Source organism: Prevotella melaninogenica, assembly GCF_018127925.1.
Classification (GTDB): domain Bacteria; phylum Bacteroidota; class Bacteroidia; order Bacteroidales; family Bacteroidaceae; genus Prevotella; species Prevotella melaninogenica_C.
Map to the genome: position 1 here is coordinate 907,565 of NZ_CP072348.1, position 13,228 is coordinate 920,792.

Genomic DNA, 13,228 nt, shown 5'->3' on the forward strand with positions numbered 1-13,228 from the left:
TAAACGATTAATAGATGACAAATATAACACAGCTGATGACTGCCTTCTTTGACTTCTTGTCTTCACAAGACAAGAACTGGTCGCTGTGTACATTACCATTTATGGCTTCGTTCCTTTTTTTCTTTGCCATATACATAGGATTAAACCGCTATCGCCAAACATGGACAAAGGCATACGTCATAGCTTTTAGTCTTTTCTTTGCTTTCAAAGCGAATGGAGTTTTGATGTGGCTATTGCCCATTGTTACGATTAGTTCATGGTATCTCACTCGCTTTATGATGCGCTTAAAGCGTGGAAAAGTGCGTAAAATTGGACTTGCCATTGTCATCCTTACTGAGTTGTTACCCCTACTCTACTACAAATACACGAACTTTACACTTGAGATATTCCACGAACTATTGCGTAGCAACTTCTCACCAGAGAAAATGTTGCTACCTGTCGGTATCTCATTCTTCACCTTTCAAGCTATCAGTTACACCGTTGATGTCTATAAAGGACGCTATCCTAAGACAGCAGAACTGATTGACTACGTTTTCTTCCTTACCTTTTTCCCACTCCTTATCGCTGGTCCCATCACCCGCGCTGAAGTATTACTCCCACAGGTTCAAACGCCAAAAGACAATGTCAACGAGAACCTTGTTTATAAAGGTCTGTGGCTTATCATCTGCGGATTGATAAAGAAAGCCCTCATCGCCGACTATATTGCACAATACAATAATATTGTTTTTGATGCGCCAGCAAGTCAAAGCGGCTTTGGAGATTTGATGGGAGTATTGGGCTTTTCAGTTCAAATCTATTTCGATTTCTCGGGCTACAGCGACCTTGCTATTGGTGTTGCCGCCCTGATGGGATATGAGCTAAAAGACAATTTCAGATTCCCTTATCAGAGTCTGAACCTCACAGAGTTCTGGCATCGTTGGCATATAGCCCTCTCCACATGGTTCCGTGACTATCTTTACATCCCATTGGGAGGAAACAGAAAAGGCGAACTTCGCACCTATCTCAATAGCTTCTTGGCGATGATAGTGGCAGGTCTGTGGCATGGTGCATCATGGATGTTCATTGTATGGGGCGTACTTCATGGCATTGGACTGGTCATTCATAAGTTCTGTCGAAACAATGGATTGGATAAGATACCAGACAATAAATACACAAAAGGTATCAGTTGGTTTATTACGTTTAGCTATGTTTCCCTTGCATGGATATTCTTCCGTGCAGCGGATATGACAACTGCTACAACATTAATAGACAACATCCTGCATACTATCAGCCTCTCAGATGCCTACACCTTCCTAATGGAATACCCACTATGGCTTGCCGTTGTGCTGATAAGTTTAGAACTTCATAGTATTCGAGAGACTGATTATAACTGGCTGCAAAATAAGTTTATCAATTCTTCATGGCTCGTAAAGCTATGTATCTTTGCTGTTGTTATGCAGTTAGTTATTAATCTTAGTCATCATAGTATCCAACCTTTTATTTACACACAATTCTAAGATGGTTATCAAATACAAATATAGTGGCTCATTACTCTTAGAAGCGTTATTATTCACACCCATCCCCATCTTCTTTTCTATATGGTTTTTCTTTGGGCACAAAGGTGTAGACGCTGCCCATCCTTTCATGCTCATTATCGCACTCTCATTCATACTTCATACTGTTTCGTTTTGGCTTTTCAGACTTTTTGTTGCCTGCCAAAAACTATGGGAAAAAGACTATCTATCCATCAAAGGTGACCATATTTGCTTCTACGATTGTCTACGTCGCAAATATACAGAAGTAACTGCTGATGAAATAGAAGGGATAAACGACTACCATTATTACTTCGTTCCTTTCATCGTTCAGATAATTTATACAACAAAAGGAAAAATCTTCACCCTTCCAGAACTTACTAACGAAGGGCAAGAAAGGGTTACAGAAATCATTTACGACTTCCTATATCAGGCTGAAAAAGAGAAGGATGAAAAGCATACAACCATACCCTAAAAGAAGATAAGTATAACCTATCAACTTTCCGTCTCCTCCCTTTGGTGAAACAAAACAAATGCTTTCGTATTTCATTCACCTTCGAGACAAGCAATGAACAAGCATTAATCGACTCTGAACCAGCTCTTTACCGACAATCACATCTATATCTATTTGTTTGGTGCGAAGCCTCCGCACCATTGGTGCTTACCATCCGCACCACACGTGCTAAGGCTCCGCACGACTCTTATTGGAAGTGTAAAATGAGGGGAAGGTTATATCTAAAAGCTACAGGTTTACCGTTATGCATTGCAGGTTTCCAACCTCTTAATAATTGAAGTGCTGCAGCAACACTGCGGTTCAACTCAATATTATTTACCGTTAGAAAGACTATATCTTTCAAAGAACCATCCGTATCAACAATAAAAGAGGCGTAAATTCTCCCCACAGGAGTTGTTGCTGGGTTAAGTCCTGTATCGGAAAAATTCTGCCCAAAAGCCGCAACTAAATTTCCATCAAACTGTGGCAATATTTCTGGGAAGACAGAATCAGGTGATAAGGAGACATATACAGCCTCATTAGGAAGTTTCTTAGTGCCTGCATAAGATAATGACTGTTTCTGCCACTTCTTAAAACTCTTAGAGAAAAGTACATCTACCATGTCATTACTTACTTCTGAATAAACTCCTCCACCGTTATCAACACCAAGGTCGAAACGTATATTCTGTCCTATCAGTGCAAACTGATTGGGTAGAATATCCCAATTTATAGAGTCCTCAGTATGCGTATTTGCCGTATAATCTAACAATTCATAGAACTGATAACGAACATTAGGATCCTGCCACATGCGTGTCTGATTAAACACATCATTCTGCGTTAAGACTTTCTTATTGATAAGATCAAAGGTAAAATAAGAATGCTTTGCCGTAATGACACTTGTTGCATTACGCTCCTCCAAGCGGGCAAGAAAAGAAATGTATCTGCCTGGCTCCAACCAAAGACATCGTAACCCCATATCGTAAAAACGCCTTTCAGCATCCGCATCATCCTTTATAGTTCGCACTTCTTTACCTAACGAAGACGCAAACTGCTTCCAACCAGTATCATAACTTTCAGAAGGCTGGTTAAAGAAAAAGCTTGTAAGATAGTGCTGTAGTTCTGGTAAGACAGATCCATCCAAGCCTTTTGGCCATTCAAAATCCTTTGAAATAATCGTCAACGTATCACCCTTCTCATATAGATGACGAGACGACTCATAAAGCATAGCATCCTTAGACGCAATTGTTCCTGCCGACTGTCCGAATGCCATAAGACTTACAAACAGTAACAGGAACAAAGTATTAAGTCGGTTAATCATAATTTCATGAATGTTGTCTGGTGTCTCTTACTTGCTTTTTGACCCTTTGGTGTAAAAACATCATTAAGCTCCATCACCCCAGAAAAGCTAATCGTCTCCTTTTCACTGGGATTAATTACCAATGACACAGTAGCATTATCGAAGACTTCAAGTACAATCTGATAGCTCTCGAAATCATTACGAGTGGTCATGAAGATACGACGTCCGCCCTTCATCGGTTCTTCCCTATAACTCGTTAGAGGTTCTACAAGGCTCAAACCGCCACCACGTCCGTAAGGAATATAGTAAGCTCTACCGAAATAAGGGAGGAAAAGTCCTACCGAATCACCACTCACCTCGAGTCCCCAGTCGTCCTGTAAATAGACAGCAGGACCACGCATAGGGTACATACGATCCACAAAGACGCGGTAGCGATGCTCTGCTAAGTGAGCCTTCACAGCAGTAGCACGCAACTGCGCCATCTTCTCCTTTGACACAGGATTACCCTCTGAATCATAATAAGTTGTAGCACAACCCACCATTAGGACAGCTACAAAAAGAAATAAAACTAAACGTTTCATTGCATACCTCTCTTTCTTTTAAGTCGTTATAGTATTTTTTCTTTCTACTTTACAAGCTTTAGAACAACGTTTACACAAAGTTGTGAAGATTCTTATAGTCTACTGTTCAGTCTAAAGAACAGTTCTTATACTATTCGATCTTTTCAATCTTTGGAGCCTCCATCTTCTCAATAGAAGGTGCTGCCTGCTTAGCAGGAAGTTCTGAAGATGGAGTAACGTCTGGAGCAGGTGCAGCGATAGGAGCATCGTATTGGTTAGACTGCACCTTATCAGAAGCCTCCTTCCCCTTATCATCTTTACCAGCCTTAGCCTTTTCAGCCTCAGCAGCTTTCTCCTCATCAGTCATCATATCTTCTTTTGATGGCTTCATATTAGGCCAAAGATAATCGCCTACTATGTCTATTGTGTCTGCATCTGCATTGCGTTTCTGTACCTCTTCCTCCTCCTGTTCAGTCATTGGAGCATCATCTGAAGCCACAATAAGATTATAAATTAAGCCCAAGAATACGAGGACAGCCAGTCCACAAAGAACTTTAAAGGTCAGCGACTTTGTAAATTTACGCTGCTTATTCTGATTTGACATAGTCTTGTTATTATTCTGTTTTGTTAAGAATCAATTTATACTTCACGGAGAAACGCAATCGGTACATTCTCCTTCTATCTTTTGCAAAGATAAACATTTAAAAGGAGAATGTACCGAAAGGATAGTAAAAAACTGCTTTTTTCTTACAGAAAACACTTAAATCATTATTGATTCTTTGGTTTTCTATATTGCTTAAGTTTACTCCTTGATGCGGATAAAGGCATTGGCAAGAATAGCTGTAAGGCCACCTGTAGTGATACCACTTGAAAAAATGTTCTTGATGATATCAGGCATCTTGTCAAGAATACCAGGTACCAACTCTACGCTCAGACCCATTGCAAAACTGATAGCCATGACCAACACTGCCTTACGAGTAATATCAGTAGAAGCGATAATACGAATACCTGCAGCGGCAACAGTACCAAACATCAACAAGGTTGCACCGCCCAAAACAGGATCAGGAATAAGTGAGAACACCTTACCTACTACTGGGAACAATCCTAAAAGAACCAAAGCACCAGCAATGAAATAACCAACATAACGGCTGGCAACACCTGTAAGCTGTATCATACCATTATTTTGGGCAAAGATAGAGTTAGGAAAACTATTGAAGACAGCAGCCAATAAAGAGTTGAAACCATCTGCAAGAACACCACCCTGCGCTCTTTTCAAGAAGACAGGACCTTCAACAGGCTCACCAGAGATGAGCGAATTGGCTGTAATATCACCAAAAGCCTCTACAGCTGTTACGAGATAAATAAGTCCGATACCAATGATTGTACCTAAATCAAAGTTCAATCCATATTTGAAAGGAACTGGAATATTAAGGCTACCACTACCTTTGAGGCTTGAAAAGTCAATCATATTGAGTGCATAAGCAGCTACACAGCCTATCAATAGTCCCAACACAATGGATCCCATACGTAGGAAACGGTTGTTTGAACGGTTGAAGAAAATAATGCTAACCAATACGAGTAACGCAAGTCCAAGGTTCTGCATAGAGCCAAATGTACCAGCATCAACAGCCGACTGACCACCACCACAAGAGTTGATACCTGCCTTAATAAGACACATACCAATAAGAGAAACGACGATACCTGACACCAATGGAGTGATAATCTTACGTGTGTAAGGCAAGAGACGGCTCACAACCATCTCTACAACAGAGGCAACAAGACAAGCACCAAAGATGTAACTGAGTCCCATTTCTACGTTCATCTTGCCGTTAATCATACCTAACACACCTGCTCCGATGATTGGACTGATGAAAGAGAAAGACGTTCCTTGAATACAAAGAAGCCCTGCTCCAATCGGACCAAACCTACGACACTGAATAAAGGTAGCCAATCCAGACACAAAGAGAGACATTGACACGAGGAAACCTGTGGTATCCAAGTCGAATTTCAATGCTGAACTGATGATGAGTGGTGGTGTGATAATGGCTACGAAGATTGCCAACAGATGCTGCAAAGCAGCAAAGATAGTTTCACGAATTGGTGGACGATCATTCAGACCATAGATAAGTTCCTTAGACTTTTCCATTCTTTTTGTTATTTAAAACGATATAATAAAGGTAAGATGTTATTCTTTACTGAAATAAAAGGGTAGCTTTGGTGGTTCCAAAGTATAGTTCCATCCCTCTTAAAAGTTAGTTCTACGCCTCTTAAAGAGTAATCTCAATGCTTTAAAGAAGCGTTTGCGTTAAAGATAATTACCATATAAAACAAGAAAGGTGGGCACACAAGCCCACCTCGTTTATGTTTCTCTCATTTTAATCTCACAGTTTTCAAGCGACTCGATGATAGCCAAACTCTCACAACGAACACCTGCTGCTTCAATCGCATCACGACCATGTTGGAATGCTTTCTCTATGATAAAGCCCATACCAACTAACTCTGCACCTGCCTTCTTGCAAAGATCTATGATTCCTTTCGCCGCATTACCATAAGCCAAGAAGTCATCAACAAACAGAACCTTGTCGCCTTTACCGAGATACTCTTTGGATATCACGACGTTATACTCTCTTTGTTTGGTAAACGAGAAGACGCTTGTTGAAAGCATATCGCCCATTGTTGAAGGCTTTTTCTTCTTCGCAAAGACCACAGGAAGGTCGAGCAAAAAGCCCATCATAATGGCAGGAGCAATGCCACTCGCTTCAATTGTGATAATCTTGTTGATTTCTGTTGATGCATAACGGCGGATAAACTCCACACAAATCTGCTTCATCAGATTAGGATCCATCTGGTGATTAATAAACTTATCTACCTTCAAGATTCCGTCTGGGAAGCACTTTCCATCCTTTAGGATACGGTCACGTAATGCTTTCATTGTGCAATTAATCGTTTGTCTGTTTCGAGAATTAATTGCCTACAAAAGTAGTAAAAATCTCAAATATAACGTGCATAAATGAAGGTTTTTCTACACCTTACCCACATAAAAGTAGATAATCATCGATTAATCCACGCTGTTACAAAAACTTTTATTACTTTTGCACCCGTTTGTCGGTTGGGGAAAGCTCCACCTTCCGACGTTTTCTTTAATTATATTATGTACAAACCAACATTTCAAAAGCGCAGCGTTCTGAAGTTTAAACACTTCTCCAACCATGGCTATTCGCTCTTTTCCGTTCTTGGAAAAGAGGTTCTGATTGGTGTACTGAGCGTCGCTACCTTGCAAAATGCTACTGCCAAGGGCATTAGTATTGAAACAGAGAAGGCAGAGACGGACTCAACTATCACCAACAGAGGCGTCATGATGGAGGAAGTGAACGTCACTGGAACGCGAGCACCGCTGACAGTTAGTCAGCAAGCGAGAATGGTAACTGTACTGAGTCGTGAGGATATTCAGGCGGCTCCAGTACAAAGTGTAAACGATTTGCTAAAGTATGCCGTTGGTGTTGACGTCCGCCAGAAAGGTCCTTTAGGTACTTTGACCGACGTAAGTATTCGTGGTGGCAACTCAGAACAAATCACAGTCCTCCTTAATGGTATCAATATCTGTGATGCACAGACTGGACATAACTCCTTTGACTTCCCTGTTGACATCAGTGAAATCGAACGAATAGAAGTCCTTGAGGGTCCAGCAGCCCGCGTTTATGGTACATCTTCTTTATTAGGTGCTATAAACATCGTAACCAGAACTCCACAAAAGACAAGTCTCTCTGCCCATATTGAAGGTGGTTCCTACGGCTATCTCAGTGCTGGCATACGTGGAAACATTGCTTCAAAAGACCGTTGGAACAATCAGCTATCAGCTTCTTACACCCGTAGTGATGGCTATCTTCGCAACAAGGCAGGCAGCCTCAACGCTGATTACCGCACTGCAAAAGTTTTTTATCAAGGTAATTATACGGATGAAGACATGGTGGTTCGCTGGCATACAGGTATGAGTCTGAAAGACTTTGGCTCAAATACTTTCTATTCGGCAAAGTACGATGACCAGTTTGAACATACTTTCAAGACCTTCACAGCCATTCAAGCTGAGAATCTAAAGGGCCGTTTCCACATTCGCCCTTCTATCTATTGGAACCGTAATATGGACCGCTTTGAACTCTTCCGTGGCGCATCCAATAAGTATCCTTTCAACTATCACCGCACTGATATCTATGGTGTAAACCTCAATGCTTACTTTGATTGGAACCTTGGACGCACAGCTCTTGCTGCAGAGTTACGCAATGAAGACCTCGTAAGTGGTAACCTCGGTGAACCACTCTCTCGTCCAAAGCATATCCATGGAACAGACAGAGACTACACTGTCGGACTTAATCGCACAAATATCCAGTTTGTTCTTGAGCATAATATCATCCTTGACCGCTTCACATTGTCGGCTGGTTTGACAGCTGTCAAGAACAGTCAAGCAGACATGCCAATGCATGTTTACCCCGGAGTTGATGCAAGTTACCGTATAGGAAACGCTTGGAAGCTATATGCTTCTTATAATTCATCCCTCCGTATGCCGTCAGTAACAGAGTTATTCTACTCAGTTGGTGGTCATAAGGCAGACAAACATCTTCGCCCAGAAGAACTTTCAGCATTCGAAACGGGTGTGAAATATGACAACAAGGGCGTCACTGCCAAGGCAAGTGTTTACTGGAATAACCACAAGAATCTCATCGACTGGATCAGTGATGGCACATTAGATGCCAACGGAGCAGTGCTATGGAAGAGTGTAAACTTCGGAAAGATAAAGCACTTTGGAACAGAGGCTTCACTCGAATTCGACCTCTATCAGCTTCTTCCTTCACAGAAGTTCTTTAAGAAGTTTGGTGTAGCTTATAGCTATATCCACCAGAAGAAGGTTGATAATCAAGGCTATGTAAGCAAATATGCGTTGGAATATTTGAAGAACAAGTTTGTCAGCAATCTCCAGTTGAACCTCTGGCGTAATCTTGACCTTGGTTTCTACTATCGCTTCCAACATCGTATGGGAAACTATATTGATACGAACAACCAACGACAAAGCTATAAGAGTTATGGCGTTGTTGATAGCCGTATGACTTGGAATGCAAAGAAGTGGACGGCATATGTTGAAGCAAACAACTTATTTGGTGCCCATTACGTTGACTATGGGAATGTTCCACAGCCAGGCGCATGGGTCGTTGCTGGTGTAAGTCTGAACCTTTAGCGAATTATTTTCATGAAAAAAAATATTTTTCTTCATGATAATAAATATTTATTTTCATACAAAAAAAGAATTATCATCACGTAAATAAATCATTATCTACGTGATGATAATTCTTTTATAAATAATCAGTCGGAGCCGTAAAGACATTCATTTTACAGCCCGAAGACCATCATTCACAACCTATCTTACGTTGACCGCAACACCACGACGTTGCATATCATCTGTCAACGGACGAACTCGTGTGAGGAACTCCTTATAACTTCTACGTTCTGGTACACTCCATCCTGCCTCAGCCAAAGCGGCTGCACGTGGGAATGCTTGATAATAAATTCGTTCTGTAGAGTTGATACATTCACTCCAAAGCGTTCCACTCACACCAAGCAAATTATCACGTACAAACACACTATCCTGCCCCCATGCAGGGTCAAGACGATAGGTTTGTTCAAGCGTTGTTACCGGCATTCCCCAGTTTTTCTCTGGCATATCCCCCTTCTGCTGTGGATAGTCAAGGTAGCAGTGTTCACCTGGACAGAGCATTATCTTCGCCTTATTGCGTACGGCAGCATCAATAGCCGTCTTCGTCAAACCATGTCGCCATGCATAGACCACACAACCCGGCTGAATCGTCTTAAACTCCTGTTCATACCAGTACATTGGTGTCTTTCCTAATGAATGAAGTTTATTAATCACGCGGTCGAAGAGATATTGCTGCAACTGCCAGTTCTCTGTGTAGCCTTCTTTCTTCTTCAATGCCGTACAAGCTGCGCAATCTGACCATGCACCCAATGGTGGTTGCCCAGCCTCATCACCACCCAAATGAACATATGGAGCAGGGAATACATCGGCTAACTCTGTCAAGACATTATCGAGAAACTCATAGACAAATGGCTCTGCAGGACAAAGTAACTCATTACTCACACCACAAGTCAAGCGAATAGGTACAGGCTTCTTAGCACAAGAGAGCTGTGGAAAGCAGTGAATAGCAGCTACCTCATGGCCTGGGAGCTCAATCTCTGGAATCACCATCACATGATACTGAGCTGCGAAACGAACCAATTCTCGCATCTGGTCTTGTGTATAATAACCGCTGATATGCTCTGGCATGTCATCCATTCCGACACGATCAGAACCCTTCTCTATGAGTTCTGGGTATTTCTTTATCTCTATACGCCATGCCTGATCATCTACCAAATGAAGGTGGAGTGCATTAAACTTATAGCGTGCCATCTCAACAATAAAGCCCTTCAAATCCTCAAACGGAATAAAATGACGCACTGGGTCAACCATCAATTCACGGATTGCCGTACGTGGTTCATCTGTAATATTGAGGGCAGGAATCTTCACTGAACGTGAGGAAACACCATTACCAATACAGAGTTGTTCGAGTGTCATCAGTCCATAGAACACCCCAGTTGCTGTGCGTCCTTTGATAGTTACTCCCTTATCATTCACCTGCAAGGTGTAAGCCTGATCATTGGTAAGCGACTTGTCAAGTGCCAGATGCACCATCGGACCAGTCTTTCGTCCTTTCTTATAGACTGTTCGCTCACCGAGAATGCGCTCAGCTTGCATCTTTTCATTACTCAATTCCAGTGGAGCCTGTACCCCTACAACATCTTTCCATTTGAGAGGAAGATTATTCTTATAGACTTCTAACTTGAGAGGACAAGGTACGAGGAGATTCTCTGGGTCGCATACATTCTCCATTTCATGACGTGAGAAGAAGTTTCGCCAGCCCGGTGCGTTACGATATGCTTTCTTTGCTTGAGTAGGAACGACAAGTTTCACACGACTAAGATCTATACCATCAAAAGCATTGTCAGCACAAACAGGAGGAACAACTGCCGAGAGACGAACTTCACGAAGTCCACGACAATTAGCAAATGCGAAAGCACCTATGCGTGTAGAGCCGTCGAAAGACAGTTCTGTCAACTGACGACAACCATTAAAAGCTGACGCATCTACCACACGTGTAGTTGCTGGGAAATATAGTTTTCCACTGATTCCATCACAAGCAAAGAACGCTTGCGTACCGATAGAATCAAGTTTTGGAGGAAGTATAAGTGATGTAAGACGGTGACAAGAGTGCATCGCATTGCGAGGAATCACTTTACAGTCAGACTGTGAAAGATCGAGTACGGTCTCATTCACCTTTACATCACGCAGAGTTCTGAAGTTCTGCGCATTAGCTGACTGACCCAACAAAAGACAAGCAAAAAGTATTGATATGCCTTTTCCCGCATATCTTCTCCAAGATAGGAAACTATTTAGCACATTTTTTTTATCAATAAACTGCAGAGAATTCTCCAATAGATTTGCCCAAGAGGTTACGCTCATTGTAGCCATTTTCTTGTTTGTTTTAATTACGTAATACAATAGATTTTGGTTTTATCATCCCAATAGAGTAGGCAAAGATACAAATAAGATTTGAGATAAAAACATTTTCCTTTGACATAACATATAATTCAACAAACTATTATAAACATTGCGAGATATTGAAAAATCTTATTATCTTTGCCCTACTCTTTCCTCATAGAGTATGAAAACGAACTGCAATAGCAGGCAAATATAACCACCACTATTACTCGAAACAGTATGGAAACAAATATAACTAAAAACATAAAAGACATGGAAAAGACGTCTAAAAATCCTCAGCAGATAGGGACACAAGATAATAAGAATGACAAGAACAAAGCGACATCTGCCTATACACAACAACAGTTAGAGGCAAACACGCAGATTAAAGGGTTTCTTGCCATCTATCTCCTTACGGCTATCATTGGTGTTATCTATAGCTTATTTCTCGGCTTGAAAGCCTATAACATAATAGGAGAAGACCTATCGAGCAATATTGCAATCGCAAATATATTTACCATTTTCACACTTTGCTACACAGGACTCTATACCATCTATGCTTTTATAAGACGCAAGGCTAATGCCACGTTCTACGCTAAGGCCTATGCAGGACTGATGCTCTTTGCTAATATACTGATACTCATCACCTCCCTTACAGAAGGACACTTGACAGCTGACTGCCTGCTTTACCTCGGTGGTCTCTGCCTCGGAATCATCTGGATGGGCTATTTGTTTGTCTCAACCAAGGTGAAAGAGGCTACTCCCTCAGCCTGTCGTAATGCGCCACAAATGAACCGAGCAGTCATAATAGGCCTGTTCACCACATCAATCGTGCTATTCCTCTTAGGAACACCAGATTTAGTAATGAACTTTACAACCAAAGCTAAGCAGAGAAAAGAGATGCTTAGTAGGAAGCTACAGCCCAACCAACGTACCAACGGAGTGTTTATCTTTACAATCCCCAAAGGTTTCACCTGTGAAAGGCAACAGTTTAAAGAAAAGTTACCTATCGACCCTTTGTTCGAAATACACAATAAATACGTTGGTAGTGCGGGCCTAACTGCATTCTATTTATCTGATGAATATACAGAAAAAGTTTATAGGAGTTGGGAAAAGGAAATACTCAAAAATTTCGATGACGTTTCTCCTCAACTAATTGCAGAGGGTCAAGAGAACATTAACGGCAATACTTGTACATACCGCATCAGGAAGATTGAGAAAAAAGGAGAAACTGTTTTCTGGCGTTACTGTATCCTTATTGATAAGAAAAAAGAGAAGGCTTGTATCATATCTGCCTTCGACAATGGTGTGTCTGTCGGTTATATCACCGAGCTTATCAAATCTATTAAATTCGAATAAAAGCGCTTCTTTCTAAAGAAAGAGGGGAGAATGGTGGGAAGGTAATCCCTACTCTACATCCTCTCAGCCATCTCATAACACGTTGACAGCCTGCTCATCTCGTGTACAGAAGGACTTTTACTGGGTCATAAACCATCCTTACGATTAGTGCTAAGCCCCCGCACCATGCATGTTCAGCCTCCGCAACATGCGTGCTGGAGTTTTGTGCGATGAAAAAGAACTGTAAGGAATGATTATAGTGATGCTCTCACCGTATAAAGAAATGTGCCCTCTCTTTTATAATCGTTATCCTACTGTATTTCAGGAGAAGCATGATAAGGTAAGAGGCTACCCAAGCCACAGACACAATCTATGGTTAATCAAAATTCATCTCTCGACTTAGTCCGGGTCAGTCCTCAATAGAGAACGACACCCACAATAGATAAA

10 protein-coding genes are annotated in these 13,228 nt (G+C 41.5%); 4 read left to right on the forward strand and 6 right to left on the reverse strand.

Annotated elements, in window-relative coordinates; genetic code table 11:
* Window positions 1-14: 14 nt before the first annotated feature.
* Window positions 15-1,496, forward strand: coding sequence for an MBOAT family O-acyltransferase (locus J4861_RS09260; RefSeq protein ID WP_211817726.1), 1,482 nt, complete (start codon window positions 15-17; stop codon window positions 1,494-1,496).
* 1 nt (window position 1,497) lies between these two features.
* On the forward strand, window positions 1,498-1,986 hold the full coding sequence (locus J4861_RS09265) for a hypothetical protein (protein WP_211817727.1): 489 nt from the start codon (window positions 1,498-1,500) through the stop codon (window positions 1,984-1,986).
* Between the two features lie 226 nt (window positions 1,987-2,212).
* On the opposite strand, the gene J4861_RS09270 is transcribed toward J4861_RS09265, so the two are convergent.
* From J4861_RS09270 to xpt, 5 genes are all read right to left on the reverse strand, one after another.
* Window positions 2,213-3,322: an energy transducer TonB gene (locus J4861_RS09270; protein WP_211817728.1), complete on the reverse strand. Its 1,110-nt coding sequence runs from the start codon at window positions 3,320-3,322 to the stop codon at window positions 2,213-2,215.
* Window positions 3,319-3,882, reverse strand: coding sequence for a DUF4251 domain-containing protein (locus J4861_RS09275; RefSeq protein WP_211817729.1), 564 nt, complete (start codon window positions 3,880-3,882; stop codon window positions 3,319-3,321). The genes J4861_RS09270 and J4861_RS09275 overlap by 4 nt, the downstream gene beginning before the upstream one ends.
* A 130-nt stretch (window positions 3,883-4,012) precedes the next feature.
* Window positions 4,013-4,465 (reverse strand): hypothetical protein, encoded by a 453-nt coding sequence (locus tag J4861_RS09280; RefSeq protein WP_211812488.1) that lies wholly within the window; start codon window positions 4,463-4,465, stop codon window positions 4,013-4,015.
* A gap of 198 nt (window positions 4,466-4,663) precedes the next feature.
* Window positions 4,664-6,007, reverse strand: coding sequence for a nucleobase:cation symporter-2 family protein (locus J4861_RS09285; RefSeq protein ID WP_211817730.1), 1,344 nt, complete (start codon window positions 6,005-6,007; stop codon window positions 4,664-4,666).
* A gap of 213 nt (window positions 6,008-6,220) precedes the next feature.
* A complete protein-coding gene (gene xpt, locus J4861_RS09290; protein WP_036924097.1) occupies window positions 6,221-6,793 on the reverse strand; it encodes a xanthine phosphoribosyltransferase in 573 nt (190 codons plus the stop codon).
* A gap of 219 nt (window positions 6,794-7,012) precedes the next feature.
* Between xpt and J4861_RS09295 the strand changes: the two genes are divergently transcribed.
* Complete coding sequence (locus J4861_RS09295) at window positions 7,013-9,088, forward strand: TonB-dependent receptor plug domain-containing protein (RefSeq protein WP_211817731.1); 2,076 nt, start codon at window positions 7,013-7,015, stop codon at window positions 9,086-9,088.
* Window positions 9,089-9,268: 180 nt separating this feature from the next.
* On the opposite strand, the gene J4861_RS09300 is transcribed toward J4861_RS09295, so the two are convergent.
* Window positions 9,269-11,434, reverse strand: coding sequence for a family 20 glycosylhydrolase (locus tag J4861_RS09300; protein WP_211817732.1), 2,166 nt, complete (start codon window positions 11,432-11,434; stop codon window positions 9,269-9,271).
* Between the two features lie 282 nt (window positions 11,435-11,716).
* Between J4861_RS09300 and J4861_RS09305 the strand changes: the two genes are divergently transcribed.
* The gene (locus J4861_RS09305; protein WP_211817733.1) at window positions 11,717-12,802 is read left to right on the forward strand and encodes a hypothetical protein; all 1,086 of its coding nucleotides are present in this window, start codon (window positions 11,717-11,719) and stop codon (window positions 12,800-12,802) included.
* Window positions 12,803-13,228 lie beyond the last annotated feature (426 nt).

Coding starts and splice junctions, on each gene's coding strand:
- J4861_RS09260 (WP_211817726.1), top strand. CDS start 15: ATGACAAATATAACACAGCTGATGACTGCCTTCTTTGACTTCTTGTCT.
- J4861_RS09265 (WP_211817727.1), top strand. CDS start 1,498: ATGGTTATCAAATACAAATATAGTGGCTCATTACTCTTAGAAGCGTTA.
- J4861_RS09270 (WP_211817728.1), bottom strand. CDS start 3,322: ATGATTAACCGACTTAATACTTTGTTCCTGTTACTGTTTGTAAGTCTT.
- J4861_RS09275 (WP_211817729.1), bottom strand. CDS start 3,882: ATGAAACGTTTAGTTTTATTTCTTTTTGTAGCTGTCCTAATGGTGGGT.
- J4861_RS09280 (WP_211812488.1), bottom strand. CDS start 4,465: ATGTCAAATCAGAATAAGCAGCGTAAATTTACAAAGTCGCTGACCTTT.
- J4861_RS09285 (WP_211817730.1), bottom strand. CDS start 6,007: ATGGAAAAGTCTAAGGAACTTATCTATGGTCTGAATGATCGTCCACCA.
- xpt (WP_036924097.1), bottom strand. CDS start 6,793: ATGAAAGCATTACGTGACCGTATCCTAAAGGATGGAAAGTGCTTCCCA.
- J4861_RS09295 (WP_211817731.1), top strand. CDS start 7,013: ATGTACAAACCAACATTTCAAAAGCGCAGCGTTCTGAAGTTTAAACAC.
- J4861_RS09300 (WP_211817732.1), bottom strand. CDS start 11,434: ATGGCTACAATGAGCGTAACCTCTTGGGCAAATCTATTGGAGAATTCT.
- J4861_RS09305 (WP_211817733.1), top strand. CDS start 11,717: ATGGAAAAGACGTCTAAAAATCCTCAGCAGATAGGGACACAAGATAAT.